Source organism: Streptomyces roseus (genome assembly GCF_001044425.1).
GTDB classification, from domain to species: domain Bacteria; phylum Actinomycetota; class Actinomycetes; order Streptomycetales; family Streptomycetaceae; genus Streptomyces; species Streptomyces roseus.
In genome coordinates this window covers 210,345-227,927 of sequence record NZ_LFML01000006.1, presented here as the reverse complement: position 1 = coordinate 227,927, position 17,583 = coordinate 210,345, and the positions used below count along the sequence as shown (strand labels likewise).

Annotated in this window: 14 protein-coding genes; 5 read left to right on the top strand and 9 right to left on the bottom strand. The window is 72.8% G+C overall.

Translation table 11 applies throughout. The features are described 5' to 3' along the window. The 3 genes from ACS04_RS01730 to rsmI all read right to left on the bottom strand — a co-directional run. Positions 1-860: TatD family hydrolase (locus tag ACS04_RS01730; RefSeq protein ID WP_048474619.1), on the bottom strand; the 860-nt coding region annotated here is incomplete at its 3' end. A gap of 10 nt (positions 861-870) precedes the next feature. Then, positions 871-1,371: a hypothetical protein gene (locus tag ACS04_RS01725; RefSeq protein WP_048474618.1), complete on the bottom strand. Its 501-nt coding sequence runs from the start codon at positions 1,369-1,371 to the stop codon at positions 871-873. Between the two features lie 160 nt (positions 1,372-1,531). Next, positions 1,532-2,374 (bottom strand): 16S rRNA (cytidine(1402)-2'-O)-methyltransferase, encoded by an 843-nt coding sequence (gene rsmI / locus ACS04_RS01720; RefSeq protein WP_048474662.1) that lies wholly within the window; start codon positions 2,372-2,374, stop codon positions 1,532-1,534. Positions 2,375-2,638: 264 nt separating this feature from the next. Here rsmI and ACS04_RS01715 point away from each other — a divergent pair, with 264 nt between their 5' ends. The 3 genes from ACS04_RS01715 to ACS04_RS01705 all read left to right on the top strand — a co-directional run bounded on the left by ACS04_RS01715 (position 2,639) and on the right by ACS04_RS01705 (position 6,554). Beyond that, a complete protein-coding gene (locus ACS04_RS01715) occupies positions 2,639-4,435 on the top strand; it encodes a dolichyl-phosphate-mannose--protein mannosyltransferase (protein WP_078864340.1) in 1,797 nt (598 codons plus the stop codon). A gap of 157 nt (positions 4,436-4,592) precedes the next feature. After that, positions 4,593-4,799 carry a hypothetical protein gene (locus ACS04_RS01710; protein ID WP_048474617.1) on the top strand — a complete coding sequence of 69 codons (207 nt, stop codon included), beginning with the start codon at positions 4,593-4,595 and terminating at the stop codon, positions 4,797-4,799. Between the two features lie 117 nt (positions 4,800-4,916). Further along, positions 4,917-6,554, top strand: coding sequence for a penicillin-binding transpeptidase domain-containing protein (locus ACS04_RS01705; protein ID WP_107438501.1), 1,638 nt, complete (start codon positions 4,917-4,919; stop codon positions 6,552-6,554). A 51-nt stretch (positions 6,555-6,605) separates the two neighbouring features. Here ACS04_RS01705 and ACS04_RS01700 read toward each other — a convergent pair whose 3' ends face one another. The 4 genes from ACS04_RS01700 to ACS04_RS01685 form a co-directional block, all read right to left on the bottom strand. Beyond that, positions 6,606-7,775, bottom strand: coding sequence for a serine hydrolase domain-containing protein (locus ACS04_RS01700; RefSeq protein ID WP_048474616.1), 1,170 nt, complete (start codon positions 7,773-7,775; stop codon positions 6,606-6,608). 100 nt (positions 7,776-7,875) lie between these two features. Beyond that, positions 7,876-8,655 (bottom strand): energy-coupling factor ABC transporter ATP-binding protein, encoded by a 780-nt coding sequence (locus tag ACS04_RS01695; protein WP_048474615.1) that lies wholly within the window; start codon positions 8,653-8,655, stop codon positions 7,876-7,878. After that, complete coding sequence (gene cbiQ / locus ACS04_RS01690; protein WP_048474614.1) at positions 8,643-9,404, bottom strand: cobalt ECF transporter T component CbiQ; 762 nt, start codon at positions 9,402-9,404, stop codon at positions 8,643-8,645. Before cbiQ ends, ACS04_RS01695 begins: the two co-directional genes overlap by 13 nt. A gap of 1 nt (position 9,405) precedes the next feature. Then, the gene (locus ACS04_RS01685) at positions 9,406-10,473 is read right to left on the bottom strand and encodes an energy-coupling factor ABC transporter permease (protein ID WP_048474613.1); all 1,068 of its coding nucleotides are present in this window, start codon (positions 10,471-10,473) and stop codon (positions 9,406-9,408) included. A 207-nt stretch (positions 10,474-10,680) separates the two neighbouring features. Here ACS04_RS01685 and ACS04_RS01680 point away from each other — a divergent pair, with 207 nt between their 5' ends. After that, complete coding sequence (locus ACS04_RS01680) at positions 10,681-11,085, top strand: SsgA family sporulation/cell division regulator (protein ID WP_063839222.1); 405 nt, start codon at positions 10,681-10,683, stop codon at positions 11,083-11,085. Between the two features lie 95 nt (positions 11,086-11,180). Here ACS04_RS01680 and ACS04_RS01675 read toward each other — a convergent pair whose 3' ends face one another. Together ACS04_RS01675 and ACS04_RS01670 are read right to left on the bottom strand one after the other, a co-directional pair. Further along, entirely contained in the window at positions 11,181-13,382 is a 2,202-nt protein-coding gene (locus tag ACS04_RS01675) for an MMPL family transporter (RefSeq protein ID WP_048474612.1), read from the bottom strand. A gap of 110 nt (positions 13,383-13,492) precedes the next feature. Continuing rightward, positions 13,493-14,083, bottom strand: coding sequence for a TetR/AcrR family transcriptional regulator (locus ACS04_RS01670; RefSeq protein ID WP_048474658.1), 591 nt, complete (start codon positions 14,081-14,083; stop codon positions 13,493-13,495). A gap of 172 nt (positions 14,084-14,255) precedes the next feature. Here ACS04_RS01670 and ACS04_RS01665 point away from each other — a divergent pair, with 172 nt between their 5' ends. After that, positions 14,256-17,573: a S41 family peptidase gene (locus ACS04_RS01665; RefSeq protein WP_048474611.1), complete on the top strand. Its 3,318-nt coding sequence runs from the start codon at positions 14,256-14,258 to the stop codon at positions 17,571-17,573. Positions 17,574-17,583: the final 10 nt, after the last annotated feature.

Sequence of the window (17,583 nt, the reverse complement as noted above, 5' to 3'; positions counted from 1 at the left end):
CGGGCCGTGTTCGCCGCCAGGGCGGTCGCCATCGCGTCCTCGTCGATCCCGCGGACCGCCGCCATCGCCCGTACGGTCAGCGGAACGAGGTACGGGGCGTTGGGCCGTCCGCGGTACGGCGCCGGGGTGAGGTACGGGGCGTCCGTCTCGACGAGCACCAGCTCCAGCGGGGCCACGGCTAGGGCCTCGCGCAGCGGCGCGGCGTTCTTGAAGGTCACCGTCCCGGCGAAGGACATGTAGTACCCGGCGGCGGCGCACTCGCGGGCCATCTCGGCGTCCCCGGAGTAGCAGTGGAAGACGGTCCGCTCGGGCGCGCCCTCCTCGCGCAGGATGCGCAGGACGTCGGCGTGGGCGTCGCGGTCGTGGATGACCAGGGCCTTTCCCTGCCGCTTGGCGATCTCGATGTGGGCGCGGAAGGAACGCTCCTGCGCGGCCATTCCGTCGGGACCGGTGCGGAAGTAGTCGAGTCCGGTCTCGCCGACGGCCCTGACGTGCGCCAGCTTCGCGAGCTCTTCGATCTCGGCCAGCGCCTCGTCGAGCGCGGCCTCGCCGCCGCCGGCCCGGGCGCCCTGGCGGGACCACCCGTCGGGGTCCCCGAGCACGATGCGGGGCGCTTCGTTCGGGTGAAGGGCGACGGCGGCGTGGACGTTGTCGTACGCGGCCGCCGTCTCGGCCGCCCAGCGGGACCCCTTCACGTCGCAGCCGACCTGGACGACGGTGGTCACCCCGACGGAGGCGGCCTTGGCGAGGCCCTCCTCGACGGTGCCCCGCTGCATGTCCAGGTGGGTGTGGGAGTCCGCCACCGCCACCCGCAGGGGTTCGGGCAGCGGCGGCGGGGTGTCCTTGGAGGCAGTGCTCATGGAGCCGATCTTATGACCGGCGCAGGCGCCTCATCAGCCGGGTGAACCAGCCCCCGCGCTCGGCGCCCCCGTCCGCCGGGGCGGCTCCGGGGGAGCCGTGGAGCGGGCGCGTGCGCTGCTTCGGGGCCCGCGGGACGTTCGCCCCGGCCGGCACCGGGCCGGCGATCCCGGGCGAGATGCGGTGGTGGTAGAGCTTGTCGATCGTGCCGAGCACCGAGGACACCTGGCCTTCGCGCATGATCCGCACCACGTGCCCGTCGCAGTTGTGGCAGGTCGGGGTCGACAGCGGGGAGGGCACCCGCTCGCCCTGGACGGTGTAGATGATGAAGGGCTGGCCCGCGCCGTCGACGTGGTGCTCGATCTCGTAGCCCTGCTCCCAGCCGTAACCGCACTTCATGCAGGCGAAGGAGTACGCCTCGTGCACGGTGTGCACGCCGGGCCTGGGTACGGAGACGGGTACGGCCCCTGCGGGCGCGGGTACGGGTGCCGAGGTGTCTGCGATCTCAGTCATGCCAGCTCCTCTTGTTCCACTGGTGCCATTGCCAGTGGACGCCTCTTCGGGCGGGAGCGCATCAGGCCCTGTCCAGTGTTGGGCGGCCTTTGGGCGACTCATGTCCAAACCGCCCGGTGCGCGGTCTGAGCTTTGCTTTTCAGGTTAGCCCTTTACCGTCTTACAGCACCTTTTGAGCCGCATTCTTTGCCGCGACCACCGCGTCGAAGACCTCCCGCTTGGGTACTCCGGCCTCGGCCGCGACCGCCGCGATGGCTTCTTTTCGACGCTCCCCGGCCTCCTCGCGCACCCGCACCCTGCGCACCAGCTCCTCGGCGTCCACGTCGCCGGGCCGGGCCGCCGGTGCGCCCTCCACGACGACGGTGATCTCGCCGCGCACGCCCTCGGCGGCCCAGGCCGCCAGCTCGCCGAGCCCGCCGCGCTTGACCTCCTCGTACGTCTTGGTCAGTTCGCGGCACACGGCGGCCCGCCGGTCGGCGCCGAAGACCTCCGCCATCGCGGCCAGGGTGTCGTCGAGCCGGTGCGGGGCCTCGAAGTAGACGAGGGTGCGGCGCTCGCCCTCGACCTCGCGCAGGCGCCCGAGGCGCTCGCCCGCCTTGCGCGGCAGGAACCCCTCGAAGCAGAAGCGGTCCACCGGGAGCCCCGACAGGGCGAGCGCGGTGAGCACCGCGGACGGCCCGGGCACGGCGGTGACCTTGATGTCCTTCTCGACGGCGGCGGCGACCAGGCGGTAGCCGGGGTCGGAGACGGACGGCATGCCGGCGTCGGTCACCAGCAGCACCCGCCTGCCCTGCTCCAGCGCCTCGACCAGCTCCGGGGTGCGCGCCGATTCGTTGCCCTCGAAGTACGAGACGACGCGCCCGGTGGTGTGCACGCCGAGCCCCTGCGTCAGCCGGCGCAGCCGCCGGGTGTCCTCGGCGGCGACCACGTCGGCCCGCTCCAGCTCGGCCGCGAGCCGCGGCGGCGCGTCGGCGAGATCGCCGATCGGGGTGCCGGCGAGCACGAGGACGCCCGCTGAGCCCGCTGTACCCGCGGAGGAGGAGGTCGAGGAGGGGGTTTCGGAGCCGGTGGGCTGGTCAGTCGTCACCCGTCCATCCTCTCAGCCGTCCCGCCCGGCACATGTCATCCGTCCCACCCGGCGCATGCCATCCGTCCCACCCGGCACACGCATCCGTCCCACCCGGCACACGCATCCGTCCCACCCGGCACACGCACCGGGGGTCCCCGGCACTGGGGTTCGCGCGGGTGCGTTCCCTACGATGACCCGGTGACCAGTACCGCGACGCCGCCGCCCAGCCCCGCGGGGGCCCCGCCCGCCCCTCCGGAGGGACGCGCAGACCAGCCGTCCACCTGGCTGCGCCGCCTGCGCAGTTTCGGCTACGCGCCGGCCGCCGACCCCCGACGCCCGGGCCCCGGGCGGGCGGCCGCCCCGGGTACGGACGTCCGCGCCCGCCTGGTGCCCCCGTACGCCCGGCCCTCCGCGCAGCTGTGGACGGCGCTCGGCATCCCGCCCTCCGCGGCGGCCGGCTGGCAGCGCGTGCTGGCGTGGGCGGGACCGCTGCTGGTGGCGCTGGTGGCCGGGGTGCTGCGCTTCGTGCACCTGGGCAGCCCGAAGGCGGTGATATTCGACGAGACGTACTACGCCAAGGACGCCTGGGCGACCATCCGGCAGGGCTACGAGGCGAGCTGGCCCAAGGACATCGACAAGTCGATCCTCGCCAACCCCGACGGGGTCTCCCTCCCGCTGGACCCCGGCTACGTCGTGCACCCGCCGGTCGGCAAGTGGGTCATCGGACTCGGCGAGTGGATGTTCGGCTTCACGCCGTTCGGCTGGCGGTTCATGACGGCCGTGCTCGGCACCCTGTCGGTGCTGATGCTGTGCCGGATCGGGCGCCGGCTGTTCCGCTCCACCTTCCTGGGCTGCCTGGCGGGCACGCTGCTCGCGGTCGACGGCCTGCACCTGGTCATGAGCCGCACGGCCCTCCTCGACCTGGTCCTGATGTTCTTCGTGCTGGCCGCCTTCGGGGCTCTGCTGATCGACCGGGACAAGGCCCGGGCCAGACTCGCGGACGCCCTTCCGGTGGACGACGAGGGCCGTACCCGGCCGGACGTCACCGTCGCCGAGACCCTGCGCCTGGGCTGGCGCCCGTACCGGATCCTGGCGGGCGTCTGCCTGGGTCTGGCGTTCGGCACCAAGTGGAACGGCCTGATCGTGCTGGCGTTCTTCGGCGTGCTGACCGTCCTGTGGGACGCGGCCGCGCGCCGCACCGCGGGGGCCGGCGCCCCGTACGCGGCGATGCTGCGCCGCGACGCGCTGCCGGGCTTCCTGTCGACGGTGCCGGTGGCGATCGCGGTGTACCTGGCCTCGTGGACCGGCTGGATCCTGTCCCCCGACAACGGCAAGGGCGGTTACTTCCGCGACTGGGCCGCCAAGAACGACCGGCACAGTTCGCTGTCGTTCCTGCCGGAGTGGCTGCGCAGCCTGTGGCACTACGAGACCGAGGTCTACTCCTTCCACGTGGGCCTGACCTCGGGCCACACCTACCAGTCGAACCCGTGGAGCTGGCTGGTCCTGGGCCGGCCCGTCTCCTACTTCTACGAGTCCCCCGACCCGGGGACGGACGGCTGCCCGGCGACGGAGGCGGGCAAGTGCGCCCGCGAGGTGCTGGCCCTGGGCACCCCGCTGCTGTGGTGGGCGGGCTGCTTCGCGCTGCTGTACGTGCTGTGGCGGTGGTTCTTCCGCCGCGACTGGCGGGCGGGCGCGATCGCGTGCGCGCTGGGCGCGGGCCTGCTGCCCTGGTTCAACTACCAGGAGCGGACCATCTTCTTCTTCTACGCGGTGGTCTTCGTCCCGTACCTGTGCCTGGCGGTGGCGATGATGATCGGCGCCCTGCTCGGCCCGGCGGGCTCGACGGAGCGAAGGCGCGCGCTGGGCGCGATCGCGGCGGGCGTACTGGTCCTGCTGATCATCTGGAACTTCATCTACTTCTGGCCGATCTACACGGGCCACACCCTCCCGATGGACTCCTGGCGCGGCCGCATGTGGCTGGACACCTGGGTCTGATCCGCCCCGATCGCAGGACACGGCCCGGCTCCGGGGGCGCCCGCGCTCGCGGGGACGGGGGCGGGTGGCCATGCTGGAAGTGGACGCCCTCGGCTTCGGAGAGCGGTCGTCCCGAGCGGGGGCGACCGGGCCGGGGGCACCGGAGAGGTGGTGCGTCATGCGTGTGCGACGACTGCTCGGCCTCGCCCTCGCCACGGCGGCCCTGGCCGGCGCGGGCGCCGTCGGTGCCACGGCGGCCCAGGCGGCGGCCTACCCGACGATCACGTCCGCGGAGTGCGCGGACCAGGGCGGCACGGTCCAGACCGTCCCCTACGGCGGCACCGTGTGCGTGCTCCCCGACGGGAGCAGGGTGACCGTCACCTGACGGACCGTTGTTCCGGTCTGGTAACGAACCGTACGCATTGCATTTGCACAGAGTAAGGTCCGCACCAGAGGTTCTTTGAACACGTTCAGGGACCACGGGGATCTGGGGAGGACGCACGTGAACGGGGCGGCGAAAGGGGCCATCATCGGCGGGGTGTTTCTCGCGATGCTGGGCGGAGCCGGGTACGGGGTGTACGCGCTGGTGGGTGACGGTGGCGACGGCGACGGCAAGAACGGCGAGGCCGCCGTCCGCGCCGGGAAGGGCAGCGGGCCCGTCACCGAGAAGGAGGCCGCGCAGACCGCGAAGGCCTTCCTCGCCGCATGGGCGGCCGGAGACGCGCCGGCGGCGGCGGAACTGACGAACAACGTGCAGGCCGCGCAGAGCGCCGTGGCCGACTACCGGGCCAAGGCGTACGTGTCGAAGGCCGTGATCACTCCGGGGGCGCAGACGGGCACGACCATCCCGTTCGGCGTCGCCGCGGAGGTCACGTACCAGGGCGCCACCAAGCCCCTCGCGTACGAGTCCAAGCTGACCGTCGTACGCGGGCTGACCAGCGGGAAGCCGCTCGTCGACTGGCAGCCGTCGGTGATCCACCCACAGCTGCAGAAGGACGAGAAGCTGCGCGCGGGCGCGCCCGCGGCCCCGCCGGTCAAGGCCGTCGACCGCAACGGCGAGGAGCTCAGCGCCGAGAAGTACCCCTCGCTGCGGCCGGTCCTCGACCAACTGCGCCAGACGTACGGCGGCAAGACGGGCGGCAAGGCCGGGGCCGAACTGTGGATCGAGCCGGCCGCCCAGGACGCGCCGAAGCGGACGCTGCTGACGCTGGCGGAGGGGGAGCCGGGCACGCTGAAGACCTACCTGGACGCCAAGGTGCAGGCGGCGGCCGAGAAGGCCGTGGCCAAGTACCCGGAGTCCTCGGTGGTCGCCATCCAGACGGGCAACGGGCACGTCCTCGCGGTCGCCAACAACCGCAAGGACGGATTCAACGCGGCGATGGAGGGGCGGCGGGCGCCCGGTTCGACCATGAAGGTCGTGACGGCGGCGATGCTGATCGACCGGGGCAAGGCGGCGGCCGACAAGCCGGCGGAGTGCGCCAAGGAGGCCTCCTGGGGCGGCCGCACCTTCCACAACCTGAACAACTTCGAACTGCCGGGCGCGAACTTCGCGACCGGCTTCGCCAAGTCCTGCAACACCGCCTTCATCAAGCAGATCGACGACGTCGACGACGACGCGGCGCTGGCGAAGGAGGCCCGGGAGGTCTTCGGCCTCGGGCTGGACAACTGGAAGACGGGCATCCGCTCGGCGGACGGCCAGGTGCCGGAGGCGACGGGCGCGGAGGCGGCCGCCGAGTACATCGGCCAGGGCCGGATCACCATGAACCCCCTGAACGTCGCCTCGTTCACGGCCACCGCCCGCAGCGGGGTCTTCCACCAGCCGCTGCTCGTCCCGCCGGAGCTCGACGGGCGGCCGATCGCGCAGGCCGCGCGTCAGATGAAGCCCTCGGTCCAGCAGCAGCTGGTCCGGATGATGAGGCTGACGGCGACCAGCGGCACGGCGGCCCAGGCGATGAGCTCGGTGGGCGGCTCCGACAAGGGCGCCAAGACCGGCTCGGCGGAGGTCGACGGCGCGGGCAGCCCGGACAGCTGGTTCACGGGCTACAGCGGCGACGTGGCCGCGGCGGCCATGGTCGAGGCCGGCGGCCACGGCGGCGACGCGGCGGGCCCGCTGGTGGCCGCCGTCCTGAACGCCTCGTAAGGCCGGAACCGGCCCCGCCCCCGCACACCCGGGGGCGGGCCCCGGTGCCGGTCAGAGCGCGCCGCGAACGGCCCGCACCAGCGCCTGCGCCCGGGGGTCGGCCGTGACGGACTTGGCGTGGGAGTTCGTCACGTACCCGAACGCCACCCCCGTCTCCGGGTCCGCGAAGCCCAGCGACCCGCCCCGGCCCGGATGCCCGAACGACCCCGCCGACAGCAGCGGCGACGCCGGGCTGTGCAGCATGTACCCCGGCCCGAACCGCGTGTTGACGACCAGCACCCGGTCCGGCCCCGAGGAGAGCTCCGTCCCCGCCAGCCGGCGCGTCCGCTCGCCGAACAGCCCCGCCCCGTCCTCCGTGTCGCCCAGCAGCGCCGCGTACACGCCCGCCAAGCCCCGCGCCGTGCCGATGCCGGCCGAGGCCGGGAGTTCGGCCGCGCGGAACTCCGGGGCGTTCTCGTCCGGCAGCGGGGTGATCGCCGCGAACGCCCGCCGCGTCAGTGAGGCCGGATCGGCCCACGCCTCGGCGACGTTCCTCCGCGGTCGTGCCTTGAGGCCTCCGGCCATCCCCGAGGGCGGCTCCACCGGCCCCACCCGGCCCACGCGCCCCGTCTCCCCGGCCGGCAGGCCGATCCAGAACTCCAGCCCCCGCGGCCCCGTGACCTCCTGCGCCAGCCACTGTCCCAGCGAGGCCCCGGTCACCTGCAACACCAGCTCCGACAGCAGCCAGCTGTACGTCTGCGCGTGGTACCCGTGATCGGTGCCCGGCTCCCAGAAGGCCCGCTGCCCGGCGACCGCGCGCGCTCCCGAGACTCCGTCGACCGCCTGACCCGGCGTCAGCGGGGTGTCCAGGGCCGGCACGCCGGCCCGGTGCGCGAGCAGGTCCCGTACCAGCGCCCGCTCCTTGCCGCCCGCCTTGAACTCCGGCCAGTACGCCCCCACCGGCGCGTCCAGGTCCAGCAGCCCGCGCTGGTGCAGCAGCAGCGGTACGACGGCGGCGACGCCCTTGGTCGCCGAGCGCACCACCTGCGCGGTGCCGGCCGCCCAGGGCTCGCCGCCCTCGCCGCCCTCTACGTCCCTCGTGCCCGCCCACAAGTCCACGACCTTGCGGCCGTCCCGGTACACGGCCACGGCCGCGCCCCGGTCCCCGAGCATCTCGAAGTTGCGTACGAAAGCGTCCCGGACGGCCTCGAAACCCGCCGCCACCTCACCCTGGATGTCCACGAGCGGTCCAACAATCACCTGGTCGGACTTATGCCGTACCGAGCCGCCGGGGCCGGGGACCGGGCCGAGCCGCCGGGGACCGGACCGGGCCGCCGGGGGGTCAGGCCACCGACACCGAACGCGGGTCGAAGCCGAACGGCAGCTCCAGCCGGTGCGCCCGCATCAGCTCCTCGTCGCACAGCAGGTCCTGCGTGCGCCCGTCCGCCGCGATGACCCCCTCGCTCAGGATCACCGAGCGCGGGCACAGTTCCAGCGCGTACGGCAGGTCGTGGGTCACCATCAGCACCGTCACGTCCAGGGAGCGCAGGATGTCGGCGAGCTCGCGCCGCGACGCCGGGTCCAGGTTCGAGGAGGGCTCGTCCAGGACGAGGATCTCCGGCCGCATCGCCAGTACGGTCGCCACCGCGACCCGGCGGCGCTGCCCGAACGAGAGGTGGTGCGGCGGCCGGTCCGCGAAGCCGGCCATGCCGACCTGCTCCAGCGCCTCGTGGACCCGCGTCTCCAGCTCCGCGCCCCGCATCCCGGCGGCCGCCGGGCCGAAGGCCACGTCCTCGCGGACGGTCGGCATGAACAGCTGGTCGTCGGGGTCCTGGAAGACGATGCCGACCCGGCGCCGGATCTCGGCGAAGTTGCGCTTCTCGACCGGCAGCCCGGCCACCGTCACGGTGCCGACCCCGCCGCCGAGGATGCCGTTCAGGTGCAGCACCAGCGTGGTCTTGCCGGCGCCGTTCGGGCCGAGCAGGGCCACCCGCTCGCCCTGTCCGACGGTCAGGTCCACGCCGAAGAGGGCCTGGTGCCCGTCCGGGTAGGCGTACGCGAGGCCGGAGACGTCGAGGGAGGCGGGAGCGGTGGAAGAGGGCGAGGGGGTCACAGGGTCCATCCCATCAGACAGACGGCGAGCGCCGCCGCCGGGAGTACGGCCGCGTACGCCCACTGGGCGCGCGTGGCCACGACTTCGTCGATCACCGGCATCGAGCCGGCGTAGCCCCGGCTGACCATCGCGAGGTGGACCCGCTCACCGCGCTCGTACGAGCGGATGAACAGGGCCCCGGCGGTCTTGGCCAGCACCCCCCAGTGCCGGATCCCGCCGGCCTCGAAGCCGCGCGAGCGACGGGCGATCGACATCCGCCGCAGTTCGTCGGTGATCACGTCGCCGTACCGGATCATGAACGTGGCGATCTGCACCAGGAGCGGCGGCAGCTTGAGGCGCTGGAGCCCGAGCAGCAGCGCCCGCAGCTCGGTGGTCGAGGCGAGCAGCACGGAGGCGGCGACCCCGAGCGTGCCCTTGGCCAGGACGTTCCAGGCGCCCCACAGGCCCGAGACGCTGAGCGACATGCCGAGCACCTCCACCCGCTCGCCCTGCGCCACGAACGGCATGAGCACGGCGAAGGCCACGAACGGGACCTCGATCAGCAGCCGGCGCAGCAGGAAGCCGGCCGGGATCCGGGCCGCGGCCGCGACGGCCGCGATGAGGACGGCGTACAGCCCGAAGGCCCACACCGCCTCCCGCGGGGTGGAGACGACGACCACGACGAAGGCGAAGGCGGCGGCCAGCTTGCAGTGCGGCGGCAGCTCGTGGACCGGCGAGTGCCCGTGCCGGTAGAGCTTGTGGGCGTGGCCCGCGCCCATCTCAGCCCGCCGAGTTCGCGGTGGCGGTGGAGGCGGCCGTCAGGTCCTCGGCGCGCCGGCGGCGCACGGTCCAGAAGATGCCGGTGCCGACGGCCACGGTCGCGCCGACGCCGATGACACCGGCGAGGCCGCCGGAGAGACGGGCGTCGCCGACGTCCTTGACGCTGTAGTCGGCGAGCGGGGAGCCGGCGCTGGCGTGCTCCTTCACGTTCTGGTCGATGCCCTTGTCGGCGGCGACCTTCTCCAGGCCGTCGGGGCTGGCGGAGGCGTAGAAGGAGACGACACCGGCGAGGACGAGGGCGGTGACCAGACCCGTGATCCACACCGGCTTCGTGGAGCGCGCGGCGGCGGGGACGGCGGCCGGGGCCGCCGCCGGGGCGGCGTCGACCAGCTCGCCGCCGACGCGCAGCTTCAGCGGCGCGGCCAACCCTCGTGCCCCGTGGACCAGGTCCGGGCGCACGGCCAGTACGGCGCCCACGGTCGCGGCGGTGATCACGGCCTCGCCGATGCCGATCAGGACGTGCACGCCGACCATGGCGGTGAACACCTTGCCGAGGGGGACGTCGGTGGTCCCGCCGAGGGCGTACAGGAGGGTGAACATGACGGCCGCGCCGGGCACCGAGAGCAGCGCTCCGGCGAAGGCGGCGACGGTGACCGAGCGGCGGGTGCCGGGCAGGAGCTTCAGCAGCCCGCGGAAGACGGCGTAGGCGACGACCACGGTCACGACGGCCATGTTCATGACGTTGACGCCGAGGGCGGTCAGGCCGCCGTCGGCGAACAGGACGCCTTGCATGAGCAGCACCACGGACACGCAGAGCACACCCGTATAGGGGCCGACGAGGATCGCGGCGAGCGCCCCGCCCAACAGGTGGCCGCTGGTGCCGGCGGCCACGGGGAAGTTCAGCATCTGGACGGCGAAGATGAACGCGGCGACGAGCCCGGCGAGCGGAGCCGCCTTCTCCTCGAGCTCTCGGCGGGCGCCGCGCAGGCTCACGGCCACCGCGCCCGCGGCGGCGACACCTGCGGCGATGGAGACGGGGGCGTCGATGAAGCCGTCGGGCACATGCATGGGGCTGCTCCGCTTCCTGCGGTCTTTGAGCTGACAAATCTTTAACCGTTCAAGAATAGTGCCCAATTGCAAACCATTGGCAAGAGCGTCCGCACCACACATACCTCCGCGCGGATTCGTGGGAATGTGCGAGGCTGGGGGCACTACGGACTCATATGTTCCGATTTGAGGAGTCTTGTCGTGTCAGCCACCGCCGAGAATCCCCCCGTGGACGCAGCCACCGCCGTCGCCACCGCCGTCGCCGTGGCCGCCGTCGCCACCGCCGTCGAGGACCGCGTCACCGCCCGCGTGATCAGCGACGACCCGCTCTGCCGGAAGATCCCCGTCGCCCTGCGCTTCGCGCCCGCGGAGCCGCTGGCCGTACGGATCGTCTTCCCCTCCGGGCTCTCCCCCGAGGGCACCGAGAACGAGTGGGTCTTTCCGCGGGCCCTCCTCGAAGCGGGCCTCCAGGCGCCGACCGGCACCGGCGACGTGCGCATCTGGCCCTGCGGCCGCGTCCAGGCGGTGGTCGAGTTCCACTCCCCCGAGGGCGTCGCGGTGATCCAGTTCGACATCGCCGCGCTGCGCCGCTTCCTGCGCCGTACGAACACCGCCGTCACCCGGCAGGCCTAACGGCCCCGGACGGAAACGGACCCGCACCCGGAACGGCACCGGCCCCGCACCTGGCATCAGGTGCGGGGCCGGTCCTGCGGGGGTCGGCTGACGGGTCAGGCGTTGACCAGCTCGCGGTCCTTGTCCGGGCCCTCCGGGGAACCGGCGGAGCCTTCGAGGTGCTTGCGCAGGCTCTCGCCCTCCACGTCCACGTTCGGCAGCAGCCGGTCCAGCCAGCGCGGCAGCCACCAGGCCTTGTGGCCGAGCAGCGCGAGCACCGCCGGGACGATCGCCATGCGGACGACGAAGGCGTCGAAGAGGACGGCGATGGCGAGACCGAAGCCGATCATCTTGATCATCTGCTCGCTGGCCCCGATGAAGCCCGAGAACACCGCGATCATGATGACGGCGGCCGCCACGACCACCCGCGCGCTGTACTGGAAGCCGGTCACGACGGCCTGGCCCGGGCGCTCCCCGTGGACGTACGCCTCGCGCATGCGGGTCACGAGGAAGACCTCGTAGTCCATGGCCAGACCGAAGACGACACCCACCATGAAGATCGGCATCATCGACATGATCGGGCCGGTCTGCTCCACCCCGAAGACCGAGCCGAGCCAGCCCCACTGGAAGACCGCGACGACGGCGCCGAGGGCGGCCACCACCGAGAGCAGGAAGCCGAGGGCCGCCTTGAGCGGGACCAGGATCGAGCGGAAGACCACCATCAGCAGCAGGAAGGCGAGACCGACCACGAGTGCCAGGTAGGGCAGCAGCGCGTCGTTCATCTTCTGCGAGAAGTCGATGTTCATCGCGGTGGCGCCGGTGACGAGGACGTCGTCGCCGCTGCCGTCGCGGATGGTGTGGACCAGGTCCTCGGTCTTCCCCGAGGACGGCCGGTCCTTCGGGATCACGGTGATCACCGAGGCGTCGCCGGCCTCGTTCGGGGCCGGCGGCATGACCGCGGCCACGCCCTCCAGGCCCTTGATCCGGGCCTCGGTCGCGTCGGCGAGCTTCTTGTCTCCGTCGACGACCACCATCAGCGGGCCGTTGAAGCCCGGGCCGAAGCCCTCCGACAGCAGGTCGTACGCCTTGCGCTGGGTGGTGGAGACCGGCTGGGCGCCGTCGTCCGGCAGGCCCATCTCCAGCTTGCCCGCCGGGATCGCGATCGCGCCGAGGCCGATCACGCCGACGAGCAGGACCATGATCGGGCGGCGCAGGACGAAGCGGGCCCAGCGGGTGCCGCCGTTGGCCTTGGGCTCGGCGCCGGCCGGCTTGCCCTTGCCGAACAGCCTGCTCTTCTTGCCCGCCGGCAGGACCTTCTTGCCCGCGAAGCCGAGGATGGCCGGGACCAGCGTCAGGGCGACGAGGACGGCGATGACCACGGTGCCCGCGGCGGCGAAGCCCATCTTCGTCAGCATCGGGATGTTGACGACGGCCAGGCCCACGAGGGCGATGACCACGGTGAGACCGGCGAAGACGACGGCGGAGCCGGCGGTTCCGGCGGCCCGGCCCGCGGCCTCGTCGCGCTCGCGGCCCTCGGCGAGCTCCACGCGGTAGCGGGAGACGATGAAGAGGGCGTAGTCGATGCCGACCGCGAGGCCGATCATCATCGCGAGGGTGGAGGTGGTGGAGCCAAGGTCCAGCACGTTGGCGAGCGCGGTGATGGAGGAGACGCCGATGCCCACGCCGATGATCGCCGTCAGCAGCGGCAGCCCGGCCGCGACCAGCGAACCGAAGGTGATGACGAGGACGATCGCCGCGATCAGGATGCCGACGATCTCGCCGGAGCCCGTCTCGGGGGCCGTCATCAGGGCGTCGCCGCCGATCTCGACGGTGAGCCCGGCGGCCTTGGCCGCGGTGCCGGAGTCCTTGAGCGCGTCGCGCGTCTCGTCCTTCAGCTCCATGCCGCTGACGGTGTACTTGACGCTCACGTACGCGGTGGAGCCGTCCTGGCTCACCGCCCGCGCCTGGTACGGGTCGGCGACCGAGGCGACCTGGGCCTTGCCCGGGCCCTCCTTCAGGTCGGAGACGATCTTCTCGACCTGGGTCTTGTTCTTCCCGTCGTTGACCGAGGAGCCCGCGGGCGCCTTGACGACGATCCGGGCGGTGGCGCCGTCGGCGGCCATGCCCGGGAACTTCTTGTCCAGCACGTCGAAGGCCTTCTGGGCCTCCGTGCCGGGTATCGAGAACGATCCGGAGGTGGGTGCGGACGCCGTCGCCGCGCCGAAGCCGGCGGCGAACAGCAGCGCCACCCACAGGAGCGCGACGAGGCCTCGGCGCCGGAAGGCGCCCCTGCCGAGTCGGTAGAGGAAGGTAGCCACGGAGGCGGTTCTCCCGTTCAGGTCGTGGTGGATCCGGGACGGATCAGGGCGTGGAGAGCCGGCCCGACGACGAGAGCGGCGTGTCAGGAGCAGCGGGAGGTGTCGGACGATCAGACGCCGAGGGCGGGGAACACCACGGAGTCCATGAAGGCGGCGAGGAACGCCTGGTCGACGGACCGGTCCTCCATCAACGGCAAGGCGATGAAGGCGCCGATCAGCATGTGCGGTACGAAACGGATCGCGGGACAGTCCGGGGCGATCTCACCCCGTTCCACGGCGCGCCGCAGGATCTCGTCGAGTCCGGAGATCTCCGGCTCCATGAGCAGCCTGCGCAGCGCCTGGTGCAGTTCGGGGCTCGCGTGGACGGCATGCGCGAGACCCCGCAGCAGTGCGGTGTCCTTCGCCATCTGCGCGTTGTCGGAGAGTTCCACCATGCGGTGGAAGTCGCCGCGCAGCGTGCCGGTGTCGATCTCCCGGAGGGAGGCCGGCTTGGTGCAGCGCAGGGCTCTGGCGACCAGCTCCGGCTTGCTCCCCCACTGGCGGTAGAGGGTGGCCTTGCTGGACTTGGTGCGGGCGGCGACCGCGTCCATGGTCAGCGCCTCGTAGCCGACCTCGCGCAGGAGGTCGAGGACCGCCTCGTGGAGTTCGGCTTCCCGCTCGGGGGTGATCCGGCTGCGCCGCGACGCGATTTCCTCGGGCATCTCCGGCACCTCCCATCCGAACGAAACTGTTTCGTACACCGATGACGATACCCCCGCACCGAACGAAACGAAACCGTTCCGTTTCGCTTGGGGAGTGGCGTGCGTCACCTGCGGCGGGGATGGATCACCTGTACGAGTTGCCAGCCCCCCTCGGCGCGGAAAGCATTGTGGGGTGAGTCACGACGGCGCGTACCTCCGCTTCCCGCACCTCCACGACGATCTGCTGTGCTTCGCGACCGAGGACGACCTCTGGATCGCTCCGCTGGTCCCCGAGGGCGAGAGCCCCGGCCGGGCCTGGCGGATCACGGTCGACCGGACCAGGGTCGGCCACCCCCGCTTCTCCCCCGACGGCCGGCACATCGCCTTCACGACCTGGCGCAGCCTCGACCCCGAGATCCACCTCGCCCCGGTGGCCGGCGGCCCGGCCCGCCAGCTCAGCTACTGGGGGGCGACGGACACGCGCGTCTGCGGCTGGACCCCGCCGGACAAGGACGGCCGCAGCGACATCCTCGCCGTGTCCTCGCACGGGCAGCCCTTCTCCTATTACGCCTGGGCCTACAGCGTGCCGACCGACGGCTCACCCGGCGGCAAGCTGCCGTGGGGGCCCGTCTCGGACATCGCCGTCCACGAGGAACCGGGAGGGGAGCGGCGCACCCTGCTCCTGACGGGCAAGCCCCCGCACGAGCCGGCCGCCTGGAAGCGCTACCGCGGCGGCGCCACCGGCCGGCTGTGGCTGCACGGCACGCAGCTGCTGGAGCACGTCGAGGGCCACCTCGACGCCCCGATGTTCGTCGGCGGCCGGATCGCCTTCCTCTCCGACCACGAGGGCATCGGCAACCTCTACTCCTGCCTGCCCGACGGCACCGACCTGCGCCGCCACACCGACCACGAGGAGTTCTACGCCCGCCACGCCTCCAGCGACGGCTCCCGCGTCGTCTACCAGTGCGCCGGTGACCTCTGGCTCGTGGACTCGCTCGCCCCCGATGCCTCCCCGCGCCGGCTCGACGTCCGCCTCGGCGGTCCCCGCGCGGGCCGCCGTCCGTACCAGATCCCGGCCGCCAGCCACGTCGACTCGCTCTCCGTCGACACCACCGGCCGGGCCAGCGCCGTCGTCATCCGCGGCAGCCTGTACTGGCTCACCCACCGCGACGGGCCCGCCCGGACGATCGCCGACACCCCGGGCGTGCGGGTGCGGCTGCCCGAGATGCTCGGCAGCAGCGGGCAGGTCGCGTACGTGACGGACGCCGAGGGCGAGGACGCGATCGAGATCGCCTACCTGCCCCGGGCCTCCGGGGACCGCGAGCCGCGCCGGCTGGCCTCGGGGAAGCTGGGCCGCGTACTGGAGCTGCTGTCCGATCCGGACGGGGAGCGGCTCGCGATCGCCTCCAACGACGGGCGGCTGCTCCTGATCGACGTGTCCGACGAGGAGGCCGGCTCCCCGTCCGGGCCGGGCGCCGAGGAGTCCGGCGGGGAGGTCACCGAGCTGATCCGGTCCATCAACGGGCCCGTGACCGACCTGGCGTTCTCGCCCGACGGGGCCTGGCTGGCCTGGTCGCACCCGGGCATCGGGCGCTCCCTGCGCCAGATCAAGATGGCCCGGATCTCCGGCCCCGGCCCGCGCTCCATCGTCGACGTCACCAACGGCCGCTTCGAGGACGAGAACCCGGTCTTCACCCGCGACGGCCGCTACCTGGCCTTCCTCTCGTGGCGCGGCTTCGACCCGGTCTACGACGTGCACACCGGCGACCTGTCCTTCCCGCTGGGCTGCCGTCCGTACCTGGTGCCGCTGTCCTCGGCGACCCCCTCGCCGTTCGCGTTCACCCCCGACGGGCGCCCGGCGGCGGGCGGGCTCGACCCGGGCGAGGGCGAGTCCGCCGAGGGCGAGGGCGCGGTCATGGTGGAGGTGGAGGGGCTGGAGAGCCGCGTCACCCCGTTCCCGGTGACGGCGTCGAAGTACTCGGCCCTGTACCCGGTCAGCGGCGGCGGGCTGGTGTGGCTGCGCTGGCCGATCTCGGGCGCGCTCGGCGAGACCTTCGCCAACCCGACCGACACCAGCGGCAAACCCACCCTGGAGCACTTCGAGATCACCAAGGCACGCAAGAGCGAACTGGCCTCCGGGCTGGACTGGTTCGCGGTCAGCGGCGACGGCACCCGGCTCGTCGTCAACGACGACGGCGACCTGCGCGCGGTCCCCTCGAACGAGTCCGGCGACGGCGACTCCACCGTCTACCTGGACCTGCGGCGCATCCTGCACGAGGTGGACCCGGCCGCCGAGTGGCGCCAGGCCTTCGAGGAAGCCGGGCGGCTGACCCGCGCGTACTTCTGGGAGCCGGGCATGTGCAACATCGACTGGGACGGGGTGCTGCGCCAGTACCGCCCCCTGGTAGAACGGGTCGCCTCGCCCGACGAGTTCGCGGACCTGCTGCGCGAGGTGCTCGGCGAGCTCGGCACCTCGCACGCGTACGTCGCCCCCGCGCGCCGCAACGAGGGGCCGCCGCACTACCACCGGCCGATCGGGTTGCTCGGCGCCAACTTCGTGCCCCGCGAGGAGGGCTGGACGCTGGCCCGGATCCTGCCCGGCGAGTCCTCCGACTCCAAGGCCCGCTCCCCGCTCGCCGGCACCGGGATCCGGGAGGGCGCCGTGCTCACCCACGTCGACGGGCGGCCCGTGGACCGGGTGGCCGGGCCCTATCCCCTGCTCGCGGCGGCCGGAGGCACCACGGTCGAGCTGACCTTCGTACCCGCGGAGGGCGAGGGCCGGGCCCGGCGGGTCGCGATCGTGCCGCTGATCGACGAGCGGCCGCTGCGCTACCAGGACTGGGTGTCCAAGCGGCGCGCGGTGGTCCGCGAGCTCAGCGGCGGCAAGTGCGGCTACCTGCACATCCCCGACATGGGCGGCTCGGGCTGGGCGCAGTTCAACCGGGACCTGCGGATGGAGATGTCCCGGCCCGCGCTGCTCGTGGACGTGCGCGGCAACGCGGGCGGGCACATCAGCGAGCTGGTGGTGGAGAAGCTGACCCGCTCGATCCTCGGCTGGGACCTCACGCGCAACGCCCAGCCGGTCAGTTACGCCTCCAACGCGCCCCGCGGCCCGATCGTCGCGCTGGCCGACGAGGCGACCTCCTCGGACGGTGACATGATCACGGCCGCCTTCAAGCTGCTCGGGCTCGGGCCGGTGGTCGGCCAGCGCACCTGGGGCGGGGTGGTCGGCATGACCGGCCGGCACACCCTGGGCGACGGCACGGTGATCACGGTGCCGATGAACGCCGCCTGGTTCCCGGAGTACGGCTGGTCGGTGGAGAACCACGGCGTGGAACCGGACCTGGCGATCCTGCGGACCCCGCTCGACTGGGCGGAGGGGCGGCACGCGCAGCTGGACGACGCGGTGTTCCTGGCGCTGGAGCTGCTGGAGCAGGAGCCTGCCGCGGTGCCGCCCGGGTACGAGGACGTCCCCGACCTGAGGCGTCCGAAGCTGCCGCCGAGGCCGTAGCCCGCGGGGA

Coding starts and splice junctions, on each gene's coding strand:
- cbiQ (WP_048474614.1), bottom strand. CDS start 9,404: ATGGGCGCGGGCCACGCCCACAAGCTCTACCGGCACGGGCACTCGCCG.
- ACS04_RS01725 (WP_048474618.1), bottom strand. CDS start 1,371: ATGACTGAGATCGCAGACACCTCGGCACCCGTACCCGCGCCCGCAGGG.
- ACS04_RS01710 (WP_048474617.1), top strand. CDS start 4,593: ATGCGTGTGCGACGACTGCTCGGCCTCGCCCTCGCCACGGCGGCCCTG.
- ACS04_RS01695 (WP_048474615.1), bottom strand. CDS start 8,655: ATGGACCCTGTGACCCCCTCGCCCTCTTCCACCGCTCCCGCCTCCCTC.
- ACS04_RS01670 (WP_048474658.1), bottom strand. CDS start 14,083: ATGCCCGAGGAAATCGCGTCGCGGCGCAGCCGGATCACCCCCGAGCGG.
- ACS04_RS01685 (WP_048474613.1), bottom strand. CDS start 10,473: ATGCATGTGCCCGACGGCTTCATCGACGCCCCCGTCTCCATCGCCGCA.